The sequence below is a fragment of the Sinorhizobium saheli genome, from assembly GCF_001651875.1.
GTDB classification, from domain to species: domain Bacteria; phylum Pseudomonadota; class Alphaproteobacteria; order Rhizobiales; family Rhizobiaceae; genus Sinorhizobium; species Sinorhizobium saheli.
In genome coordinates this window covers 86,210-107,033 of the sequence record NZ_LNQB01000070.1, presented here as the reverse complement: position 1 = coordinate 107,033, position 20,824 = coordinate 86,210, and the positions used below count along the sequence as shown (strand labels likewise).

The following is a 20,824-nucleotide window of genomic DNA, read 5'->3' as shown; positions in this document are numbered from 1 at the left end:
GCATAAATAGGAAAGCCGGCTGCCGTTTTCACCCGTGCAGCCGGCTTTGTTTTCCCGAGGGTTCAGCCTCAGCCGGCAAGCTGGTTATGCCTGCGCTTCATGAAGTCCTTGGCGGTTTCGACGGCCACGGCAGCATCACGGCAGTAGGCATCGGCGCCGACCGCCTTGCCGAATTCCTCGTTGAGCGGCGCACCGCCGACGAGCACGACGTAATCGTCGCGCAGGCCCTTCTCCTTCATCGTGTCGATGACGACCTTCATATAGGGCATGGTCGTCGTCAGCAGCGCCGACATGCCGAGGATATCGGGCTGCTCACGCTCGAGTGCCTCGATGTAGTTCTCGACCGGGTTGTTGATGCCGAGGTCGACGACATCGAAGCCCGCGCCCTCCATCATCATGCCGACGAGATTCTTGCCGATGTCGTGGATGTCGCCCTTGACGGTGCCGATCACCATCTTGCCGAGCTTCGGCGCCCCGGTTTCGGCGAGCAGCGGGCGCAGGATCGACATGCCTGCCTTCATCGCGTTCGCGGAAAGCAGCACTTCGGGCACGAAGAGGATGCCGTCGCGGAAGTCGATGCCGACGATGCGCATGCCTTCGACGAGAGCTTTGGTTAGGATGTCGTAAGGCGTCCAGCCGCGCTCGAGGAGGATACGCGTACCATCCTCGATTTCCTCCTTGAGACCGTCATAAAGGTCGTCATGCATCTGCTGCACGAGTTCCTCGTCGGAAAGGTCCTCGAGAATGATTTCATCATCTGCCATAGTAGGTTTCCTCGGTTCCTGGCATGGTCGTTTCGCTCGGATGGCCAACAGGCGCGCAATCCGGACGCGTTTCCCATCCTTAACGGGCGTCGCCCGAAAATCTCTTTTTGAAAGCGACGTCGCATGTAATGAAAAACGACGGCGCCCCTGCTCAATCTCTCCCTCTTTATAGTCCTAGCGCATATTTCCCCGGGCCGGAATCCGGCTCCGGTAAATTTATGCAACAGTTCAAGATGTTATGTCCGCCGGAACTTCCGATCCTGGCGGCCGTGGCGGGCACCGTGCGCCTCCTCATCCGGCGCTGGCCGAGTGTCTGAGATGCGCCACCCGTTGGCGCATTGAGACCCGTACCGGTCCGGCGGCTTGGTAGCATTAGGCCCAATCGACACCGGGCGCATGGTGCCGACCACTGGATTTGACCTCCGGAAAGGACTATGCGCCCATCCTGGTAAAATATGCTGCGCCCCTCTCGGGTGCTGCGGGAGAGGAAGCGAGCGAATGAGCGACGTGACAGAACGAGGCGCGGTCGAAGGCGGCGGACGCCGCGCGCGTGGCGAGGGACGGGGAGCGGCAGCGCGACGCGCATCCCGCACCGGTGGCGGCCCGGGGCCGTCTCTGCCCTATATCCAGCGCAAGATTCGCGAGTATGAAGTGCTCGACGAGGAGGGCCTGCAGCTCATCGAGCGCAATGCCGATAGAATTCTCGAGGAGATCGGCATCGAGTTTCGCGACGACGCGGAAGCGCTCGAACTCTGGAAGGCCGCCGGCGCCGACGTGCGCGGTGAGCGCGTGCATTTCCCGAAGGGACTTTGCCGCGAGCTTCTGAAGACGGCGCCCAAGGAGTTCACCTGGCATGCGCGCAATCCCGAGCGCAACGCCCAGATCGGCGGCAAGGCAACGGTCTTCGCACCGGTGTACGGCCCGCCCTTCGTGCGCGATCTCGAAGGCAACCGCCGCTATGCCACGATCGAGGACTTCCGCAGTTTCGTGAAGCTCGCCTATATGGCGCCGTCGATTCACTCTTCCGGCGGAACGGTGTGCGAGCCGGTCGACGTCCCCGTCAACAAGCGCCATCTCGATATGGTCTACAGCCATATCCGCTATTCCGACAAACCCTTCATGGGGTCGGTCACCGCGCCGGAGCGCGCCGAAGACACGGTCGCCATGGCGAAGATCCTGTTCGGCGACGATTTCGTCGAAAACAACACGGTGACGCTGAACCTCATCAACGCCAACTCGCCGATGGTCTTTGACGAGACGATGCTTGGCGCGGCCAAGGTCTATGCCCGCCATAACCAGGCCTGCGTGGTCTCTCCCTTCATCCTTTCGGGCGCCATGAGTCCCGTGACGGTTGTCGGCACGCTGACGCAGATCCTGGCCGAGGTGCTGGCCGGTGCTTCCTTCACGCAGCTCATCCGCAAGGGTGCGCCGGTGCTCTTCGGCACCTTCGCCGCGTCGATTTCGATGCAGTCGGGCGCCCCGACCTTCGGCACGCCTGAGCCGTCGCTCGTCTCCTACGGCGCGGCGCAGCTCGCCCGCCGCCTCGGCCTGCCGTTCCGTACCGGCGGCTCGCTCTGCGGCTCCAAGGTCCCGGATGCGCAAGCCGCGCACGAATCGGCGAACACGCTGAACATGACGCTGCTTGCCGGCACCAATTTCGTGCTGCATGCGGCCGGCTGGCTGGAAGGCGGTCTCGTCTCGTCCTACGAGAAGTTCATGATCGACCAGGACCAGCTCGGCATGATGCAGAAGATGGCCGAAGGCGTCGATCTGTCGGAGAACGCCCAGGCGCTCGAGGCGATCCGCGAAGTCGGCCCGGGCAGCCATTACCTCGGCTGCGCCCACACGCAGGCGAACTTCCAGACGGCCTTCTACCGCTCGCCGCTTGCCGACAACAACTCCTTCGAGCAGTGGGAGGTGGAAGGCGAGAAGCGGATCGAGCAACGCGCCAATGCGCTCGCCCGTTCCTGGCTGGAGCATTACGAGGCGCCTTACCTCGATCCGGCGATCGACGAGGCGCTGAAGGAGTACATCGCCAAGCGCAAGGACTCGATGCCGGACGCCTTCACCTGAAAGGCTCCCGAGCGCGCCAGGGAGCAAGGCGGCGCGGCGCAGGTGGCCGACATGATTCAGAAGGAGGTCTGGCGCCCGCATTACGAACTTCAGGGGCCGAAACCAAAATGACGGCAGCCCCCGCTTGCGTCGACAATCTGATCGAAACAATCCGTGCGGCTCTCGAGCCGCGCGGACTTTTTTTGCGCGGCACGGTGGATTTCGAGCCGGGGGAGGCGGCGCCCCGGCTGGCGAGTGGCGCGCCCGCGGCAAGCGTCGTGCTCATCGGCAATATCGGCGGCTCGATCTGGGAGCCGCTCACGCGCTGGCGCGCAGGCACGCCGGATCGCGGCGGCTCCGATCCCCTCGACAATTGGTCGAAGCAGGTGATCCTGCCGGTGGCGGAGGCCGCCGGCGCCACGAGCTATTTTCCCTCCGATCCGCCCTGGCAGCCCTTCCAACAATGGGCGATACGCGCCGAAGGCTTGAAGGCTTCTCCACTCGGCATATTGATCCACCCACGGTATGGGCTGTGGCACGGCTACCGCGGCGCGCTCGGCTTTGACAGGGCCTTGCCGCAAACGAGCTCCGTTAGAGCCGGCCATCCTTGCGACGACTGTATCGGCAAGCCGTGCATTTCTGCCTGTCCGGTGAATGCCTTGGGGACCGGTATGTTCGACGTGGGGCGGTGCCGCACGCATGTGAGGACGAAGTCCGGGGCGGCCGGCTGTCTTGCAGATGGCTGCCTATCCCGCGATGCCTGTCCCATCGGCCGAGACTTTCGCTATCCGAGAGAGCAACTGCGTTTCCATATGGCGGCGCTTGGTCTTTGATAGAGAACGCGCCCACCGCGCTTGATGACGATCGTGACAGTTTCTCGCGCCGCCGACGCGGCGCGACTGGATTCCTGTGACAAGCAAGGAATGAGGGAGTGTTGGATTGCGCACATGCGCAAATCGCGGCGGATTGAATCAAACGTGGGAAGCAGAGTTGGAAATGCCCAGATGGCCTGATCCTATTGAGCCGCAATGCACCCTTACGCCACCCTCATTCCTGTGCTTGTCACAGGAATCTAGCCACGGCGCGTCCGCGCCGTGAAAGAAGCCATTCACGTGTTGGCAAAAACCTGCGCGCAGAACTGCCGTAATCTATGCGATGCTGCACAGTGCGATTCCCTCCAGGTGCAAACCATGCCGCTGTTTCCCAAATCTTTGCTCACCGGCGCCGCCATTCTCTCCGCCAGCCTTGCTGCCCCTGCGTTCGCCGCCTGCCGCAACGTGAGCCATCTCGGCGAGGACTATGTCGCCTGCAGCTTCGACCCCGCGGCGAGCGACATTCGCCTCTACAACAAGGACCAGGCGGGCGTACCCTTCAAATCCTTCCAGGCGCTGTCGCTCGAACTGCGTCATCGCGATGAGTATGTCGTCTTTGCGATGAATGGCGGGATGTATCACGAGGACCTTTCTCCGGTCGGACTGCATGTCGAAGAGGGGGTGGAGCAGGCGCCGCTCAATACCAACGCCGGCTGGGGCAACTTTCACCTGCTGCCGAACGGCGTCTTCTATTTCGGCGACGGCAAGGCCGGCGTCATGGCGGCGGAGGCCTACCGCGCCGCCGGGATCAAGCCGCGCTTTGCGACGCAGTCCGGTCCGATGCTGGTCATCGACGGCGGGCTTCACCCGCGCTTCCTGCCGGGCAGCGATAGTCTGAAAACCCGCAATGGCGTCGGCGTCACGAAAAGCGGCGAGGTCGTTTTTGTGGTTTCGAAGCGCCCGGTGCGCTTCCATGACTTCGCGACGTTGTTTCGCGACGGGCTCGCTTGCTCGAACGCGCTGTTCCTCGACGGCACGATCTCGAGCCTTTACGCGCCCGAGATCAACCGCCACGATCGACTGTTTCCGCTCGGGCCGATCATCGCCGTCGTCGCGCGTTTTCCACGATGAACCGGCGCAATTTTTTTGCCTCTGGCCCCAAGGAAGAACGTTCGGCGGACGTCTAAGGGTTAAGACAGGACAAGAGCGGGCAGGGACTTGGACGCGGAACTCGTTGACAGGGCGGTGAAAGGGGATCGCGAGGCTTTCAGCCGATTGCTCGAGCGCCACTATGATTTCGTCCATGCGATCGCCTGGCGCTGGTCGGGAAACGTATCCGATGCCGAGGATATCGCGCAGGATGTCTGCATCCGGCTGGGTTCGGCGATCCGCGGTTTTCGCGGCAGCAGCCGTTTTCGCACCTGGCTCTACACGCTGACGCTGAATGCGGTGCGCGACCACCAGCGTCGCCGGGCGCGCGATGAGCGGAAGATCAGGGCCTATGCGACGGATCGGACGCTGGTCGGCCCGTCACCAGGCGATGACGAGGACCGGCACGAGGCGCTCTGGGCGGCCGTCAGGGCGCTGCCGGAAAAACAATGCGATGCCGTGCTGCTGGTCTATGCCGAGGGCCTGAGCCATGCGGCGGCCGCCGATGTGCTCGGCTGTTCCGAGGCAACCGTCTCTTGGCACGTCCACGAGGCGCGCAAGCGCCTGCGCACTCTGCTCGGCAGGGAGGCTGTGTAATGACCGACGATTTCGACATTCTGTCACGGCGGACGCCGCCAAGGCCCGGCGACGATGGACGGGCGCGCGCGCTTGCCGCCGCCATGCAGGCCTTCGATGCGGCGGAAAAGCAGGGAACGCCCCAAGGATCCGTAAGCCCCGGTCGTCAAAGCTCCATCCTCAATCGGATATGGAGCCCTATCATGAACAGGAAATTGCTTGCCGGATCGGCGCTGGCAACGTTGATCATCGTCCCCGCGGCCGCCTTCGTTGCGCTGGCGATCGTCCGCAACGATCCGCCGCGCGAAGCGGAGGTGCAGGTAGCGGCGAAACCAGAGGCGCGCCCGGTGCCGAAACCGGCCCCGCCTGCGACCATGCAGGAGAGCGCGCTCGCCGACGCAGAGAAACGGGAGGATGCCGGCCTCCTCAGCAAACAGGCGGCTCCGGCACCACGCGAATACGAAGCGATGCGCCAGAGCGCCGCTGACACCGCTGCGCCCAGCGCCTTTGGCGGCGCCGCTGGCTTCGCAGCCCGCCGCGATGTCATGCCTTTGCCGGCGCCCGCCGCACCGGCGGACATTCTCCCGCCGCCAACGGAAAACCGTGAGCGCTTCGGCAAGGCCGATGCCAATCCGGTGAAGAGCGCGGCCACGGATCCCGTCTCGACCTTCTCCGTCGATGTCGATACGGCCTCTTACGCCTTCGTGCGCCGTTCACTGATGGCGGGCGAGATGCCGAGCCGTGACGCCGTGCGCGTCGAAGAGATGATCAACTATTTCCCCTATGACTGGCCGCGCCCGGCCTCGGCCGCCGAACCGTTCAAGGCGACCGTCACCGTCACGCCGACGCCGTGGAACGCGGGAACAAGGCTGATGCATGTGGCGATCAAGGGCTATGAGGTGGTGCCGGCGGAAGCGCCGAAGGCCAATCTCGTCTTCCTCATCGATGTCTCGGGCTCCATGGACGAGCCGGACAAGCTGCCGCTCCTGAAGAATGCGTTCCGGCTGCTCATCGACCGGCTCAAGGCCGAGGATACCGTTTCGATCGTCACCTATGCCGGCAACGCCGGCACGGTGCTCGAACCGACCGCGGTCAAGGACAAGGCGAAGATTCTTGCGGCGATCGACACCTTGCAGCCGGGCGGCTCGACGGCCGGTGCCGCCGGTATCGATGCGGCCTACGCACTCGCGGAGAAGGCCCTCGTCAAGGGCGGCGTCAATCGCATCCTGCTCGCGACGGATGGCGACTTCAATGTCGGCCCGTCGAGCGACGACGAGCTGAAGCGGCTCATCGAGGAGAAGCGAAAGACCGGCATCTTCCTTTCGGTGCTCGGCTTCGGCCGCGGCAATTACAGCGACGCCCTGATGCAGACGATCGCGCAGAACAGCAACGGCGTTGCGGCCTACATCGATACGCTGGCGGAGGCGCAGAAGACATTGGTCGAGGAGGCGGGATCTTCGCTCTTTCCGATTGCCAAGGATGTGAAGCTGCAGGTGGAATTCAACCCGGCAGCGATCGCCGAATATCGGCTGATCGGCTACGAGACGCGCTCCCTGAAGCGCGAGGATTTCAACAATGACCGGGTTGATGCCGGAGACATCGGCTCAGGCCACAGCGTCACGGCAATCTACGAGGTGACGCCCAAGGGCAGCCCCGCCGTGCTCAACGACGACCTGCGCTATGCCGCGGCGGAAAAGCCCGCCGGCGAAGCGGCGCTGAGCGGCGAACTCGCCTTTCTCAAGATCCGCTACAAGAAGCCGGACGGCGACAGGAGCGAACTGATCGCGACGCCGGTGACCGAGGCAAATGCGATGCCGAGCCTCGCCGATGCGTCGGCGGACATCCGCTTCTCCGTCGCGGTCGCTGCTTTTGGCCAGAAGCTCGCGAACAATTCGGCGGTGGCCGATTACAGCTACGCGGCGATCGCCGATCTTGCGGCCGGCGCGAAAGGAGCCGACCCGTTCGGCTACCGCGCCGAGTTCGTCAATCTGGTGCGGCTGGCGAAGGGGCTTTCGGGGGAATAAGCCCCGGCGCACGCGGCAACGGCTCATCCGGCGCTTGCGTCAGGCATTCGCAAATGCCCGCTGCAGTCCGCCGGATCTCGCCAGGCCGGCTCGGAAGGCCTGGTAGGCCGGGTGCTGGCTTGAGCGGGCGGTTTCCATGAGCCGCATCTGCAGCCGGGGCGGCGCCTCGTTGCCCAGCCATTCTCCGAGTTTTTCGAGCTTCAGCGAATTCAGGAAGCGCGCTTCAGCGGCGAGGTCGAGATGGCGGCAAAGGCCCTCCATCAGGTTCTCGTCCTGCTCCGGGTTTTCCATCAACAGCTTGACGAAAGCCTGGTTCGCATCATCGAAGCTCGCGAGCTTGGCGGCAGTGGTGTCCCTGTCCGGAAAGGCGGCTGGCCCGCTCATGGAATCATCTCCCTAGGAATCGAACATCCTCGGGGATAGGCGAGCCGCCGCCGATCCGCAACAGAGTGTCTCCGCGCCGTGTGCGGCATCACTCCCGCGAAGACCCGGCGTCGAAAGAAAAAGGCTCCGGACCTTTCGGGTCGCGGAGCCCTCTTTTGTGTTTGTCGGCTCTTCCGTCAGGCGCGGCGGCGGCCGCCACGCTCGCGCGCCGGCGCGGCGGCCGCCTCGTTGGCCGTCTTGTTGCGCAAGGGGCCGATCTTCTCGACGATCACGTCAAGCGTCGGACGCTCGCGCTTGCTGTGGTTGTCGAGTGCAAGCCGCATCGCCGCGAGGTGGTTGCAGGAGGTGCCGCAGCAGCCGCCGATGATCTTGGCGCCGGCATCGACGGCCAAGCGCGCATATTCCGCCATCAGCGGCGGCGTGCCGGAATAATGAATCTCCGAGCCGCGGAATTCGGGAATGCCGCAATTGCCCTTGACGACGATGGCCGCGTCCGGCTTGGCCGCCGTCATGTCGAGGAGCGAGGAGAGGATGTCCGAGGCTCCGACGCCGCAATTGGCCCCGACCGCGACCGGCCCTTCGCCGATGTCGGCAGCGACGCCGTGGATGTCCTTCGGGTGGAGACCCATCATCGTCTTGCCGGCGGTATCGAACGAGCCGGTATAGACGAAGGGAAGGCCGACCTTCGTTGCGGCTTCCGCGGCCGCGCGGATCTCCTCAGGCGAGGACATCGTCTCGATCCAGGCGATCTCCGCGCCGCCGGCCTTCAGGCCCTCGATCTGCTCGGCGAAAGCCGATACCGCATCCTCATAGGAAAGCGCGCCGAGCGGCACCAGCAGCTCCCCGGTCGGGCCGACGGAGCCGGCGGTAATGACCTTGCGCGGCGCTTTGTCGGCGACGGCCCGGGCGATCTCGGCGGCGCGCTTGTTCAGTGCGTGCACACGATCCTCGGCCTGGTGCAGCTTCAGCCGGTGGCGCGTGCCGCCGAAGGAGTTGGTGAGAATGATATCGGCGCCGGCATCGACGAAATCCTGATGCAGCTTGGTGATGTTCTCCGGCTTCGTTTCGTTCCAGAGCTCCGGCGCCTCACCCGCTTCGAGCCCCATGGCGAAAAGCGAGGTGCCGGTGGCGCCGTCGGCAAGCAGGACGCCCTTTTGGGCAAGGAGATCGGAGAGGGCATTGGAGACGGCGGACATCGGCTTTTCCCGGCTGAATGAAATTGCAACAACATATAAAGATATCTTTATGTCTTGGCAATCAGCTAGGCAACTTAAATATGGTTCGATGAACCACGTTTCGGAGGATCGCCGGGTGCCCGGGCTCAATAGATGGGGCCTGATCGCGGCAGTTCATCCGACAGCAAGGCCGCGAGATCGGCGGGCGCGCCTTCGGCCTGGGGGCGCAGGCGCAGGCTGAATTCCGCGGCCGGCAGCGCCGGGAGCTCAAGATGCCGGGGCGCAACCACCATGCCGGCACCGAGGAAACGGTCCGTACGGGCAGTCACGGCGATGCCGCTCAAGACGGCGGCACGCAGGCCCGAAAGGCTCGGGCTCGTGGCGGCAATCCGGAACGGCCGGCGGGCGGCTTCGAGCGCGGCAATGGCGGCGGCGCGAAAGCCGCAGGGCGGATCGAGCACGGCCAGCGGGAGTTCGGGCTCGGCCGACGCGAGGCCGTCCGCGGAACACAGCCAGATCATCGGCTCTCGAAGGACGAGCACTTCGTCGGCCGCGGGCCCCTGTCGCATTGTCAGCAGAATGTCGATCTGGCCCTGTTCGTAGGCCGTCATCAATTCCTTCGTCCTGCCGATCCGCAGATCGAGGCGAACGCGCGGATGCGAGCGCGCGAAGCGGCGGAGCAGGGCAGGAAGCGTCGTGTCGGCAAAGTCCTGGGTGCTGCCAAGCGCGACACGACCATCGGCCCGAGCGCCCTTGAGGCTGAGCCATGCGTCGCGATGAGCATCGAGGATACGGCGAGCATGCTCCACGAACTCCTCGCCCACCGGTGTCAGTGCTCGTCCGCGCCCCATCGGCGCGAGAAGGGATTCTCCGACGAGCGCCTCGAGCCGCTGCATCTGCGCCGTCACGGCCGATGGAGAGCGGTTGACCGCCGCGGCAGCGCGGGCGAGCGAGCCGCCTTCGGCAAAGGCGAGGAACGTTCGCAGCAGGTCAGGATCAAGTGTCGTCATAGTTCAACGATACAGAATTATTTATGCCAAACAATTCGATTTTTCTGATGCAACGAGCATGGCAAGCTCACCTTCAATTTCTAACCACCAAGAAGGAGCTTCCATGCCAATCATCAATATCGCCATCGCCGGCTGGGCGGATCCCGATCTGTCCGCGAGAATTGCGGCTTCTGTCACCGAATTGACGCGCGTGCACCTGCGCAAGGACCCGACCGTGACGGCCGTTGCAATCAGTTATATCGACCCGCAGCACTGGTTCGCTGGCGGAAAGTCGATCGCGTCACAGCAGACGAACAGCTTCTGGCTCGACATCAAGGTTGTCGACGGCACCAACACGAAGCAGGAGCTTGCCAGCTATATAGGGGCGATCTTTGCCGGGTTCGAAGGGCTCTTGGGAAAGGTCCACACGGAAAGCTACGTGCTCGTGCACGAGGTGTCGGCCGCCGCTTACGGTTATGGTGGCGAGACCCAGGAGTTCCGGTTCATCAGCGGTAAATTGCAGGCGGCCGCATAAAGAACGCGTAAAGATGAAGGGGCGCTACAAGAGCGCCCCTTCAGCCGAAGGCATCAAGCTGCCTTGCTCTCGTGGTGGCTTGCCGGCATCACCATGGCGCCAATGATCGTTTGCAGGTCGACCGAGCCGATCGGGCGGCCATTGGCGTCGACGACGTGGGCCGTGTTGAGATGCGCGCTCGTCATGGTGCGAGCGGCGGCCTCGAGGACCGTATCCGCCGCGATCGGAAGACCCTCCGGGCTGCCGGACAGCGGTCGCATGATTGTCTCGACATGCACGACTCGACCACGGTTCACCTCCTTCACGAAGGCGGTGATGTAGTCGTCCGCCGGCGAAAGCACGATCTCCTGGCCGGTTCCCTGCTGCACGACGCGGCCGTCGCGCAGGATGGCGATCTTGTCGCCGAGCCTCAAGGCCTCGTCCAGATCGTGGGTGATGAAGACGACGGTCTTCTTCAATTCGCTCTGCAATTCGAGCAGGACCGTCTGCATGTCGACGCGGATCAGCGGGTCGAGTGCCGAGTAGGCTTCGTCCATCAGCAGGATCTCGGCATTGTTGGTGAGCGCCCGGGCAAGACCCACGCGCTGCTGCATGCCGCCCGAAAGCTGGTTCGGATAGTGCCTCTCGAAGCCCTTCAGTCCTACCCGCTCGATCCAGCCGAGCGCCCGCTTCTCGCTTTCGCGACGCTCGACGCCCTGGATCTCCAGGCCGTAAATGGTGTTCTCGAGTACGGTGCGATGCGGCAGCAGCGCAAACTTCTGGAATACCATTGCCGTCTTGTGGCGGCGGAAATTGCGAAGATCGTTCTCGTTCATCTTGCAGACATCGACGCCGTCATAGAGCACTTCGCCGGCCGTCGGGTCGATCAGCCGGTTGATGTGCCGGATCAGCGTCGATTTGCCCGAGCCGGAAAGGCCCATCACGACCGTTATGCAGCCGCCGGGCATGGAGATGTTGATGTCCTGCAGCCCCAGCACGTGCCCATGCTTTTCATTGAGCTCGGCCTTGCCCATGCCGTTGCGGACGACATCGACATAGTCCTCGCCGCGGGGGCCGAAGATCTTGTAGAGGTTCTTCACCTCGATTGCGTGGCTAGTCATGAACAACCTTTCCCCTTCTCGGCTGGGAGCCCTGTTGCGGCCGCTTGCGTCTTCGGAAGGCTCTTCATCGCCCCCTTGCGCCATTTCTTCATGGGCTCTTCGCTCCCCGCATCAGGAATGTGACAGCGGAACGTGCCCTCCGCTTTACTGTTTGCGACGCCTGCGACCATAGTGCGTCGCGATGAGCAAGTATTGCCTCGAACGCGGTCAGATGGCCGCCTTGACCTTTTCCGCGACGGCCGGACTGACCCACGGAACCCATGTGCTCTGGAAATTGCTGAGGAAATATCGCGCGGCGTCCTCGCTCGTTCCCTGGTTCTGGTCCATCCAGGCCAAGACCTTGTTGATCGTCGCATTGTCCCAGCTGCGTGCATTGACGTAGTCCATCGCGACCGCGGCCTTCTGCGCGAAGGATCTGGTCACAACGGTGTAGACGTCCGAAACCGGGTAGGAGTTCACCTTCGGGGCAGGGCAGTCGGGAACGGCGGAGCAGGAGTCCCATTCCGCCCTGTCGTGATCGACGCCGAAGGACAAGAGGGTCATCTCGTATTTGCCGAGGATGGCCGTTGGCGCCCAATAGTAACCGAGCCAGCCCGTCTTGTTCTCGAAGGCCTCGGCGATGGAGCCGTCGAGCCCGGCGGCGGCCCCGGTGTCGACCAGTTCGAAGCCCGCCTTTTGCGCTTCGAGCGCCCGGAAGAGATTGGCGGTCGAGATCTGGCAGTTCCAGCCGGCCGGGCAATTGTGGATTGCTCCCCTGGACGGATTGTCGGGCGCGGGGAAGAGGTCCGGACGCGACAATGCATCCCGGACCGTCCTGATTTCCGGGTGCGCGTCGGCGATGAACTTCGGTATCCACCAGCCCTCCACGCCGCCTTCGCTCAGGATCCTGGCGGCCTCGATGAGGCGGCCATCCTTCACCGCCGCATTCAGGGCCGTGCGCACCGAATTGACCCAGAGCTCGGGTGCCATGTCGGGTTCCGCCTTCTCGTTCATCGAGGCGAAGGTCGGCATCGTATCTCCGGCGACGAGCGTCACCGTGCAGCCGTAACCATTTTCCAGGATGATCTTGTCGACGTGAGCCGCGATGCCGGCCGACGCCCAGTTCATCTCCGCTATGCTGACCTGGCCGCATTCCTGCGCCTCGGCGGAAGCCGCCACGGCGCTGACGCCCGCGGCAAGGAAGATGAAAGCAAGGAGTCGTCTCATATCGTCAGACCTCCGCGTCATCTGCGGCCGAAGTCGACGGCGCCGCAGAGTCATTTGCGGAAAGCGAAACGCCGGAGCATCCTGCCGCGAGCGCTCGGCCTGTCGTTCAACGTCCGGTCGCAAAGCCCATTTCTCCCGCCGGACTGCTCTTCACCGTTGCGGCAAGCCTAAGTATTCCTCACGAGAAATCAACAGGGAAATCAACCTTTTGAATGTGGCGCGCCGGCGTGCGGCCGGTTCCGTTGCCGGTCGTTCGAGCCGGCGATGGAACGGCTGAAAAAATCCGGAATTCATCTTTGGTTAAGAGCTCAATAACGATCCGGTAACGTTGTCGGGATAATGGTTTGCCTGCGGCGGGAAACTGCCGCAGGTCCGGATCAGGTAGTGCGTACCGGACCCGATTTTCGCGGCCGCATCCCTCCCGCATCAAGGGTCGGGTGCGGTTTTCGCTTTCCTCGACGCGAACAAAAAAAGCCGCCCCTGAATGGAGCGGCTCGAAGTTGGGGAGGCGTCTCGCTTATCCGACGTTGGACGTACGAATGAAGCCGAGGGGACCGACCGGCGCGTCCATCACGACGTTGCGGACGCGGGACTGGTTCCTCGGCGTTCTGGAATTCCAGGCAATCTGAACGAAGTTGGGCTTGCTGAAGACGAACAGCATGGTTTGTACCTTGGGAGGCCCGGTCTTTCCGGGGCGTGTTTGCGATAGCGCTGATATAGGCGCGTGCCGTTGCGATTTGAATGCCATGCCCGCCATGGCATGTCGCAATTCGGCTAGTCCCGTCGAGGTTCTTCGCAAGCTTGGTGAGGGGATGAAACAGACCGTGATCGCTGACGGCGCAGTTGCGGCAAAATCGCGCCGAGACAGGGCTTTGCGCGAGACGGTTTCGGTGTTACGGGAGACGGCATGACACGTAGGATCATGCTGCAGGGTACCGGCTCGGATGTCGGAAAATCGGTATTGGTCGCCGGCCTCTGCCGGCTTGCCTCCAACCGTGGCCTGAAGGTCAGGCCGTTCAAGCCGCAAAACATGTCGAACAACGCCGCGGTCTCGGACGACGGCGGCGAGATCGGCCGGGCGCAATGGCTGCAGGCGCTCGCGGCGCGCGTGCCGTCTTCGGTGCACATGAACCCGGTGCTCCTGAAGCCGCAATCCGACGTGGGCAGCCAGATCGTTCTCCAGGGCAAGGTCGCCGGACAGGCGAAGGGCAGGGAGTACCAGGCGCTGAAACCTCGGCTTCTTGGTGCGGTGATGGAGAGTTTCGAGCAGGTCTCTGACGGCGCCGACCTCGTCGTCGTCGAAGGGGCGGGCTCGCCCGCGGAGATCAACCTGCGCGCGGGCGACATCGCCAACATGGGATTTGCCACCCGCGCCGGGGTGCCCGTGGTGCTCGTCGGAGACATCGACCGCGGCGGCGTCATAGCATCGCTCGTCGGTACGCACGCGATCCTGCCAGAGGAGGACCGGCGGATGGTCACCGGCTATCTCATCAACAAGTTTCGCGGCGACGTGACGCTTTTCGATGACGGCATTGCGGCGATCCGCCGCTTCACCGACTGGCCCTGCTTCGGCGTCGTTCCGTGGCTGAAGAGCGCGTCGCGGCTGCCGGCCGAGGATTCGGTCGTGCTCGAGAGGCTGGCGCGCGGCGGCGGCAAGGCGCTGAAAGTCGCCGTGCCGGTCCTGTCGCGGATCGCCAATTTCGATGATTTCGATCCGCTGGCGGCGGAGCCGGAAGTCGATCTCGTCTTCGTCCGGCCGGGCACGCCGCTTCCCGAGGATGCCGGCCTCGTCGTCGTTCCCGGCTCGAAATCGACCATTGGCGACCTCAAGGATTTCCGCGCCGAAGGCTGGGACCGGGACCTTGAGCGCCACGTGCGTCGCGGCGGCCGGGTCATCGGCATCTGCGGCGGCTACCAGATGCTGGGCGCCCGCGTCACCGACCCGCTCGGCATCGAAGGCACCGAGCGCGAGATCGCCGGACTTGGCCTGCTCTCGGTCGAGACCGAGATGGCGCCGGAAAAGACGGTGCGCAACAGTCGCGCCTGGTCGGTGGAGCACCAGGTTGCGCTTGAAGGCTACGAGATACATCTCGGCAAGACGACGGGCGTCGACTGCACCCGCGCACCGGTGGAAATCGACGGCCGCCCGGACGGGGCGATGTCCGCCGACGGCAAGGTCATGGGAACCTATCTGCACGGCCTCTTCGGGAGCGACGCCTATCGCGCGGCGCTGCTCAAGAGCTTCGGCATAGAGGGCGGCGGAGGCAATTACCGCCGGTCGGTCGATGCCGCGCTCGACGAGATCGCCGCCGAGCTACAGTCGGCGCTCGACCCCTCATGGGTCGATGACTTGCTCGGATAGCGCGGAGCTCGCCGACCGATTGACGCAGCGGGCGATCGTAGGCTCGCCGTTGCATAGTCCCGATGAACAATGCAGCATGATCTACTGCATGCTTCCTTGCAGCGACCGTTGCGCGTCTCGTCGCGCGGCGCTGCAGAGCGAGGACGATGTCGCTGGCGCAACGCGCGGCGGTGACATCCGGTGCGAAAGGCGCTGCCATGACACGCACGCAGTTCGTTGGCGTCACTATCGGCCTGGCGCTCGTCGCCGCGCTGACCGTTCTGCGAGCAAGCGATCCGCCGCTCCTGCGGCTCGCGCGCGACGTGACCTTCGACGAATACCAGCGTCTGGCGCCGCGGGACTTCGAGGATGTCCCGGTCCGCATCGTCGATATCGATGAAGCCTCGCTCAAGGCGTTCGGCCAATGGCCCTGGCCGCGCGATCGCCTTGCCGCACTCGTCGACCGCCTTTCCGAAATGGGTGCCTCCGTCATCGCCTTCGACATTCTTTTTTCCGAGCCTGACCGCCTGTCGCCGCGCACCGTCGTGCGCGACATTCCCAACGTCGACAAAGCGCTGCTCGGCCGGCTCCCCGACAATGATGAGATATTCGCCCGGTCGATCGCCGGCCCGCCCGTCGTGCTCGGCTTCGGGCTCTCCACCGAAGGGAGCTATCTTCCGCCCGTCAAAGCCGGTTTCGCCTTTACCGGGGAGAGCCTGTTTGCTGCGCCGCCAAAGATCGATGCCGCCACGCCTTTGCGGCCGCGATTCGCGATCAATGCCGCCGGCATCGGCCATATCAGCCTCGATCCCGGCCGTCCTTCGGCGGTCGTGCGGACGATTCCCCTCCTGCTGAGCGACGGCCAGCAACTCTATCCCAATCTCGCGCTCGAGGCGCTCCGCGTTGCGCAGGGCGCCTCGACTTACATCCTGGCGGGTGCTCCGGACGTTCAGGACGTCCTCACTGAGCTCAAGGTCGGCGAATTCGTCATTCCGGTGACGGCCGCCGGCGAACTCTGGCTCTATGTCAGCCCGGACCGGGCGGAGCGATATGTTTCGGCGAGCCGGGTTCTGGCGGCGGACGGTCCATCCGCGCAAACCAGGGCGGCGATCGAAGGCAGCATCGTTTTCGTCGGTACGTCGGCCGCCGGGCTGCAGGACATCCGCACCACCGCGCTCGGGCACAACGTGCCGGGCGTGTCGCTTCACGCACAGACGGTCGAGCAGGTGCTGTCGGGGCGCTTTCTCGCGCGCCCGGACTGGGCCGACGGGCTGGAGATCCTGTCGATCGCCGCGGCGGGCAGCCTGCTCGTCCTGCTGACCACCTTCGTCAGTCCTGCCGTCGCGCTCGCCTGCGGCCTGCTGATCACCGCGCTCGCTCTGGTCGCCTCCTGGCTCGCCTTCGTTTACATGGGGCTCCTCTTGGATCCGTTGGCGCCCATCCTCGCAGGGTCGGTCACCCACTTCGCGGCAACCGCCTACCGTTTCCTCGTGACAGACCGGGAGCGGCGCGTGGTGCGGCGTGCCTTCGGCCAATATCTGTCGCCGTCGCTCCTTTATCGCATCGAGCACACGCACGACGCCCTGCGCCTTGGCGGCGACGACCGCGAACTGACCATCATGTTCGTCGATGTGCGCAATTTCACGGAGATCAGCGAGCGGCTCGCGCCGACCGAGGTGGTTCGCTTTCTCAACACGCTTCTCGATGCGCTGAGCCGCCATGTCATCGCCAACGAGGGCACGCTCGACAAGTTCATCGGCGATTCGATCATGGCCTTCTGGAATGCGCCGGTCGACGTCACCGACCATGCCGGCAAGGCCGTGCGCGCCGCCCTGGCGATGCGCGAGACGCTCGCCCGCCTCAATGACAGCGACGCCTTCGGGTTCGGCGACGAGCAGAAGGTCCGGATCGGGGTCGGCATCCATACCGGGCTTGCCTGCGTCGGCAACATGGGTGCCGAGATGCATTTCGACTATTCGGCGGTGGGCGACGCCGTCAACGTCGCCGCGCGGATCGAGTCCGCCTGCAAGGATCTCGGATTCGACATTCTCGTATCCGAGATGACGGCAAAATCGGCTGACCATTACGCCTTGCTCGAGGCGGGGGCGCTCCCTCTAAGGGGCAAGAGCACGCGGACGCAGGTCTACGCCGTTGTCGGCGACGAAGCGGTGGCGGCATCGACAGAGTTTGCGGAACTGCATGGCATTCATGGACAACTGATCGCCGCGCTGCGGTCGCGCACTCCGGCGAGCCGCGAGAAGCTTGCCGCCGCAAAGCTCAAGGCTCCGTCCGTCTGCACCGGGCTCACGGATTTCTATCGCAGGATTTCCCGCAGGAGCGATCACTTCGCCGGCGAGCCTCCGGCGAGGCCCGCCGAGTCTGCCGAGTAGAGCGACGCAAGCGCGCCTGCGCGCCTACCGCCGGTCCTGACCTCTCTTCTCGCCTGTGTCCTGACCGCGCGTGCCGGGATCCTGCCCCCGCTTGCCGGTGTCCAGGCCTCTCTTCCCCGGCTCGTTGCTCCTGATCTTGCCCGGAGGTTGGCTCGGTTTTTCCTGCGGGCGCAGCCGCTCCGGGGTGGTCGGCTTGATTTCCAGGGAAGCGGAAAGGCCACAACTACCGCTCATGCTGCCGAACGAGGGCGACAGCCGCTGGTCGCCCGAAAGGAAGGGCAAGGCCTTCTGGTTGCCGAGCGTCGTCAGTATGCTGCGATTGACCCGGTGAGCGTCGGTCATCGAGCCGTTGCGCCTGGCGATCACGCAATCGCAGCGCTGCGTCAGTTGCTGGCAATTGCCCTGGCTGCAGAATTCGGCGGCGCCGCTCAACAGAACCATTGCCGTCGTGCCGTCGCCGCCGACGTAAAAGTCGAAGACCGTGCCCCGGACGCCGATCGTCCCGGCGGGGGTGACGATCTCGTAGGCCGAGTGCTTGGACTTGCCGCTGATCCACCGGAACGTCCCCTTCACCGCCGCGACGGTGAGCTTCTGCACCGTTTTCGAGTCGTCAAAGACGAATTTGTCGATGACGACGGACGACCCGGCGCCCACGGCCAGTTTGCTGCCGTCGCGGAACACGAATTGCCCGAGGCCCGACCTCGATGTCGAAATGCGCTCATCGCGATGGACGGCGTCCCGGACCGCGATCGGTCCGCTCGCGCCGGTAACCGAGGTCCTTATCCGGACTGCTTCGCCGACCGGTTCGGCGGCCATTGTAGGCATGAAACCGTAAAGCGCCGCGCCAAGCGCGGCGATTGCGGTACGACGCACACAGGACATCGCACCCTCCACGACGATACCGGCCTGGAAAGTCCGGCACCCCGAACGTGAACGATCAAGACAGTTTTAGCGCGACGCTGCCCCCAGGCGGCGCTCGGCTGCAAACGGTCATTTTTAGCACGCGGCGGGCAGGGGAGTCTGCTCACCCGTTCGGAGTAGGAATTTCCCTCCCTGCCGTAATCGATGGCCGCGGTGTCGCAGTCCGTCGATTGACTTTGCCGCCCCCGCTTCATAATTAACGCAGAACGGATGGTTCCCTCGCGCCGAGGTGGAGCGGGGGAGTAAATGGGAATGTGACGGGGCGGACCCACGCCGGGCGCCCTTATCGCAGCCGACCCCGCGACTGTAGAACGGTCAGGGTTCGCCATCGGGCAATGTCGTCGCGTTCCGACGAACCGCATGGGGTGGTTCGCGGAGTGGCGGGGCAGGCCGGAAAAGCCACTGGCGTGGCGTCGTGATCAGCCGGGCTGGACGCCTCTTCTTCTACGAATCGTCCGCCTTTCACGATGTCGAATACGCCGGGAAGGCGAGGCGAACCCGTTCGGGTTGCCGCATCGACGCGCGAGAGCCTTGCGCGCAGATGCTGCACCCGTGGCGCCGTGAGCCAGGAGACCTGCCATCCGCACGGGCATTCCGCCCAGGGGAGAATGCCTCCCCGATGCCAGCACGGAGGTTGTCGTGGCTTACAGTTTCTCCATCGGCGCGCCATTGGCGCGTGCGACTGCCATTGTCTCGGCAGGCTGCCGCTTAGTGACCTGCGGCTGGCCCGCATGACCGTCTCCATTGCCGGCCCGGTCCTCGTGCTCGGCGGTGCCCGCTCCGGGAAGTCCGCCTTCGCGGAGAAGCTCGTCGAAAATTCGGGCCTGCCGATGCATTATCTGGCGACCGGCCGCGCCTTCGACGACGAGATGCGCGAGCGCATCGCCCATCACCGCGCAGCACGGAGCGGCAGGGGCTGGACCACCCATGAAGAGCCGCTCGATCTCGTCGGGCAGTTGCGCCGCATCGACGCTCCGGACCGCGCCGTGCTCGTCGACTGCCTGACGCTGTGGGTCACGAACCTGATGATGGAGGGGCGTGACATCGCCGCCGAATTCTCAGCACTGGCCGCGTTCCTGCCCGAGGCGCGCTCGCGGCTCGTTTTCGTTTCCAATGAGGTCGGACTCGGCATCGTCCCGGAAAATCGCATGGCGCGCCATTTCCGCGACCACGCCGGCCGGCTGCATCAGGTCGTGGCGGAGAAGTCCGCCGAGGTTTACTTTGTCGCGGCCGGACTGCCGCTGAAAATGAAGGGTTGAACATGACACTCGCAAAGGCCCAGCAGGGCAAGATTCCGGCCACCGTCATCACCGGCTTTCTCGGCGCCGGCAAGACGACGATGATCCGCAACCTGCTGCAGAACGCCGACGGCAAGCGCATCGCGCTGATCATCAACGAGTTCGGCGACCTCGGTGTCGACGGCGACGTCCTGAAAGGATGCGGCGCGGAGGCCTGCTCGGAGGACGACATCATCGAACTCACCAACGGCTGCATCTGCTGCACCGTCGCCGACGATTTCATCCCGACGATGACCAGGCTGCTCGAGCGCGAGAACCGACCGGATCATATCGTCATCGAGACCTCGGGCCTGGCGCTGCCGCAGCCGCTCGTCGCCGCCTTCAACTGGCCGGATATTCGCAGCGAGGTCACCGTCGATGGCGTCGTCACGGTCGTCGACAGCGCGGCCGTCGCCGCCGGCCGCTTTGCCGACGACCACGACAAGGTCGATGCGCTGCGCGTCAACGACGAGAACCTCGACCATGAGAGCCCGCTCGAAGAGCTCTTCGAGGATCAGCTCACCGCCGCCGACCTCATCGTCCTCAACAAGACCGACCTCATCGATGCGGCCGGCGTCAAATCCGTGCGAGAGGAAGTCGCCTCCCGTATCAGCCGCAAGCCGGCGATGATCGAGGCGAAGAACGGCGAGGTGGCCGCCGCCATCCTGCTCGGCCTCGGCGTCGGCACCGAGGGCGAGATCGCCAACCGCAAGTCGCACCACGAGATGGAGCATGAGGCGGGTGAGGAGCACGATCACGACGAGTTCGACAGCTTCGTCGTCGAACTCGGCCAGATCGCCGATCCCGCTCGCTTCATCGATCGGCTGAAGGGCGTCATCGCCGAGCACGACGTGCTGCGGCTCAAGGGCTTCGCGGACGTTCCCGGCAAGCCGATGCGCCTCCTGATCCAGGCGGTCGGCAGCCGCATCGACCAGTATTACGACCGCGCCTGGGGCGCGGACGAAACGCGCGGCACGCGCCTCGTCGTCATCGGCCTGCATGATATGGACGAGGCGGCGGTCCGCGCGGCGATCGCCGCGCTCGTGTGAGGTTTGACCTTGAACCTGAATTGCCCCTCCCCAAGCCCACCCCACAAGGGGGAGGGGCTGGAGCGGGATGCGCTCACATG

The 20,824-nt window shown here is 64.4% G+C and carries 17 protein-coding genes and 1 riboswitch; of the genes, 10 read left to right on the top strand and 7 right to left on the bottom strand.

What is annotated here, in order from left to right; all coding sequences use genetic code 11:
• Window positions 1-68: 68 nt before the first annotated feature.
• A complete protein-coding gene (locus ATB98_RS11155) occupies window positions 69-764 on the bottom strand; it encodes a corrinoid protein (RefSeq protein WP_066873473.1) in 696 nt (231 codons plus the stop codon).
• 498 nt (window positions 765-1,262) lie between these two features.
• Here ATB98_RS11155 and ATB98_RS11150 point away from each other — a divergent pair, with 498 nt between their 5' ends.
• The 5 genes from ATB98_RS11150 to ATB98_RS11130 all read left to right on the top strand — a co-directional run bounded on the left by ATB98_RS11150 (window position 1,263) and on the right by ATB98_RS11130 (window position 7,377).
• On the top strand, window positions 1,263-2,837 hold the full coding sequence (locus ATB98_RS11150; RefSeq protein ID WP_066873470.1) for a trimethylamine methyltransferase family protein: 1,575 nt from the start codon (window positions 1,263-1,265) through the stop codon (window positions 2,835-2,837).
• A gap of 107 nt (window positions 2,838-2,944) precedes the next feature.
• Window positions 2,945-3,649, top strand: a complete 705-nt coding sequence (locus ATB98_RS11145) for a 4Fe-4S dicluster domain-containing protein (RefSeq protein ID WP_066873467.1) — start codon at window positions 2,945-2,947, stop codon at window positions 3,647-3,649.
• A 357-nt stretch (window positions 3,650-4,006) separates the two neighbouring features.
• A complete protein-coding gene (locus ATB98_RS11140; RefSeq protein WP_066873463.1) occupies window positions 4,007-4,759 on the top strand; it encodes a phosphodiester glycosidase family protein in 753 nt (250 codons plus the stop codon).
• 87 nt (window positions 4,760-4,846) lie between these two features.
• On the top strand, window positions 4,847-5,374 hold the full coding sequence (locus ATB98_RS11135) for an RNA polymerase sigma factor (RefSeq protein WP_066873460.1): 528 nt from the start codon (window positions 4,847-4,849) through the stop codon (window positions 5,372-5,374).
• Window positions 5,374-7,377 carry a vWA domain-containing protein gene (locus ATB98_RS11130; RefSeq protein ID WP_066873457.1) on the top strand — a complete coding sequence of 668 codons (2,004 nt, stop codon included), beginning with the start codon at window positions 5,374-5,376 and terminating at the stop codon, window positions 7,375-7,377. Before ATB98_RS11135 ends, ATB98_RS11130 begins: the two co-directional genes overlap by 1 nt.
• Before the next feature lie 39 nt (window positions 7,378-7,416).
• Here the strand turns inward: ATB98_RS11130 and ATB98_RS11125 are convergent, their stop codons facing one another.
• The 3 genes from ATB98_RS11125 to ATB98_RS11115 all read right to left on the bottom strand — a co-directional run bounded on the left by ATB98_RS11125 (window position 7,417) and on the right by ATB98_RS11115 (window position 9,946).
• Complete coding sequence (locus ATB98_RS11125; RefSeq protein WP_066873454.1) at window positions 7,417-7,761, bottom strand: hypothetical protein; 345 nt, start codon at window positions 7,759-7,761, stop codon at window positions 7,417-7,419.
• Window positions 7,762-7,937: 176 nt separating this feature from the next.
• A complete protein-coding gene (bmt, locus tag ATB98_RS11120; protein ID WP_066873451.1) occupies window positions 7,938-8,957 on the bottom strand; it encodes a betaine--homocysteine S-methyltransferase in 1,020 nt (339 codons plus the stop codon).
• Window positions 8,958-9,082: 125 nt separating this feature from the next.
• Window positions 9,083-9,946: a LysR substrate-binding domain-containing protein gene (locus tag ATB98_RS11115; protein ID WP_066873448.1), complete on the bottom strand. Its 864-nt coding sequence runs from the start codon at window positions 9,944-9,946 to the stop codon at window positions 9,083-9,085.
• 103 nt (window positions 9,947-10,049) lie between these two features.
• Here ATB98_RS11115 and ATB98_RS11110 point away from each other — a divergent pair, with 103 nt between their 5' ends.
• Entirely contained in the window at window positions 10,050-10,460 is a 411-nt protein-coding gene (locus tag ATB98_RS11110) for a tautomerase family protein (RefSeq protein ID WP_066873445.1), read from the top strand.
• A 53-nt stretch (window positions 10,461-10,513) separates the two neighbouring features.
• Here the strand turns inward: ATB98_RS11110 and ATB98_RS11105 are convergent, their stop codons facing one another.
• Both ATB98_RS11105 and ATB98_RS11100 read right to left on the bottom strand, forming a co-directional pair.
• Window positions 10,514-11,560 (bottom strand): quaternary amine ABC transporter ATP-binding protein, encoded by a 1,047-nt coding sequence (locus tag ATB98_RS11105; RefSeq protein WP_066873442.1) that lies wholly within the window; start codon window positions 11,558-11,560, stop codon window positions 10,514-10,516.
• Window positions 11,561-11,767: 207 nt separating this feature from the next.
• Window positions 11,768-12,766 carry a glycine betaine ABC transporter substrate-binding protein gene (locus ATB98_RS11100; protein ID WP_066873439.1) on the bottom strand — a complete coding sequence of 333 codons (999 nt, stop codon included), beginning with the start codon at window positions 12,764-12,766 and terminating at the stop codon, window positions 11,768-11,770.
• 907 nt (window positions 12,767-13,673) lie between these two features.
• Between ATB98_RS11100 and ATB98_RS11095 the strand changes: the two genes are divergently transcribed.
• Both ATB98_RS11095 and ATB98_RS11090 read left to right on the top strand, forming a co-directional pair.
• The gene (locus ATB98_RS11095; protein WP_066873436.1) at window positions 13,674-15,128 is read left to right on the top strand and encodes a cobyric acid synthase; all 1,455 of its coding nucleotides are present in this window, start codon (window positions 13,674-13,676) and stop codon (window positions 15,126-15,128) included.
• A gap of 197 nt (window positions 15,129-15,325) precedes the next feature.
• Window positions 15,326-17,497 carry a CHASE2 domain-containing protein gene (locus tag ATB98_RS11090; protein WP_066873608.1) on the top strand — a complete coding sequence of 724 codons (2,172 nt, stop codon included), beginning with the start codon at window positions 15,326-15,328 and terminating at the stop codon, window positions 17,495-17,497.
• A gap of 24 nt (window positions 17,498-17,521) precedes the next feature.
• On the opposite strand, the gene ATB98_RS11085 is transcribed toward ATB98_RS11090, so the two are convergent.
• Window positions 17,522-18,379: a FecR family protein gene (locus ATB98_RS11085; RefSeq protein ID WP_066873433.1), complete on the bottom strand. Its 858-nt coding sequence runs from the start codon at window positions 18,377-18,379 to the stop codon at window positions 17,522-17,524.
• A gap of 233 nt (window positions 18,380-18,612) precedes the next feature.
• Window positions 18,613-19,014: riboswitch (cobalamin riboswitch) on the top strand.
• 135 nt (window positions 19,015-19,149) lie between these two features.
• On the opposite strand from ATB98_RS11085, the gene cobU reads away from it, so the two are divergent.
• Both cobU and cobW read left to right on the top strand, forming a co-directional pair.
• Entirely contained in the window at window positions 19,150-19,677 is a 528-nt protein-coding gene (cobU, locus tag ATB98_RS11080; protein WP_066873431.1) for a bifunctional adenosylcobinamide kinase/adenosylcobinamide-phosphate guanylyltransferase, read from the top strand.
• Window positions 19,678-19,679: 2 nt separating this feature from the next.
• Entirely contained in the window at window positions 19,680-20,744 is a 1,065-nt protein-coding gene (gene cobW, locus ATB98_RS11075) for a cobalamin biosynthesis protein CobW (protein WP_066873428.1), read from the top strand.
• The last annotated feature ends 80 nt before the right edge of the window (window positions 20,745-20,824 follow it).

What these genes read in the sequence shown, in the direction of transcription:
- ATB98_RS11100 (WP_066873439.1), bottom strand. Translation starts at nt 12,766, where the DNA reads ATGAGACGACTCCTTGCTTTCATCTTCCTTGCCGCGGGCGTCAGCGCC.
- ATB98_RS11115 (WP_066873448.1), bottom strand. Translation starts at nt 9,946, where the DNA reads ATGACGACACTTGATCCTGACCTGCTGCGAACGTTCCTCGCCTTTGCC.
- bmt (WP_066873451.1), bottom strand. Translation starts at nt 8,957, where the DNA reads ATGTCCGCCGTCTCCAATGCCCTCTCCGATCTCCTTGCCCAAAAGGGC.
- ATB98_RS11125 (WP_066873454.1), bottom strand. Translation starts at nt 7,761, where the DNA reads ATGAGCGGGCCAGCCGCCTTTCCGGACAGGGACACCACTGCCGCCAAG.
- ATB98_RS11155 (WP_066873473.1), bottom strand. Translation starts at nt 764, where the DNA reads ATGGCAGATGATGAAATCATTCTCGAGGACCTTTCCGACGAGGAACTC.
- ATB98_RS11085 (WP_066873433.1), bottom strand. Translation starts at nt 18,379, where the DNA reads ATGTCCTGTGTGCGTCGTACCGCAATCGCCGCGCTTGGCGCGGCGCTT.
- ATB98_RS11105 (WP_066873442.1), bottom strand. Translation starts at nt 11,560, where the DNA reads ATGACTAGCCACGCAATCGAGGTGAAGAACCTCTACAAGATCTTCGGC.
- ATB98_RS11140 (WP_066873463.1), top strand. Translation starts at nt 4,007, where the DNA reads ATGCCGCTGTTTCCCAAATCTTTGCTCACCGGCGCCGCCATTCTCTCC.
- ATB98_RS11110 (WP_066873445.1), top strand. Translation starts at nt 10,050, where the DNA reads ATGCCAATCATCAATATCGCCATCGCCGGCTGGGCGGATCCCGATCTG.
- cobW (WP_066873428.1), top strand. Translation starts at nt 19,680, where the DNA reads ATGACACTCGCAAAGGCCCAGCAGGGCAAGATTCCGGCCACCGTCATC.
- ATB98_RS11145 (WP_066873467.1), top strand. Translation starts at nt 2,945, where the DNA reads ATGACGGCAGCCCCCGCTTGCGTCGACAATCTGATCGAAACAATCCGT.
- ATB98_RS11130 (WP_066873457.1), top strand. Translation starts at nt 5,374, where the DNA reads ATGACCGACGATTTCGACATTCTGTCACGGCGGACGCCGCCAAGGCCC.
- ATB98_RS11090 (WP_066873608.1), top strand. Translation starts at nt 15,326, where the DNA reads ATGACACGCACGCAGTTCGTTGGCGTCACTATCGGCCTGGCGCTCGTC.
- ATB98_RS11095 (WP_066873436.1), top strand. Translation starts at nt 13,674, where the DNA reads ATGACACGTAGGATCATGCTGCAGGGTACCGGCTCGGATGTCGGAAAA.
- cobU (WP_066873431.1), top strand. Translation starts at nt 19,150, where the DNA reads ATGACCGTCTCCATTGCCGGCCCGGTCCTCGTGCTCGGCGGTGCCCGC.
- ATB98_RS11150 (WP_066873470.1), top strand. Translation starts at nt 1,263, where the DNA reads ATGAGCGACGTGACAGAACGAGGCGCGGTCGAAGGCGGCGGACGCCGC.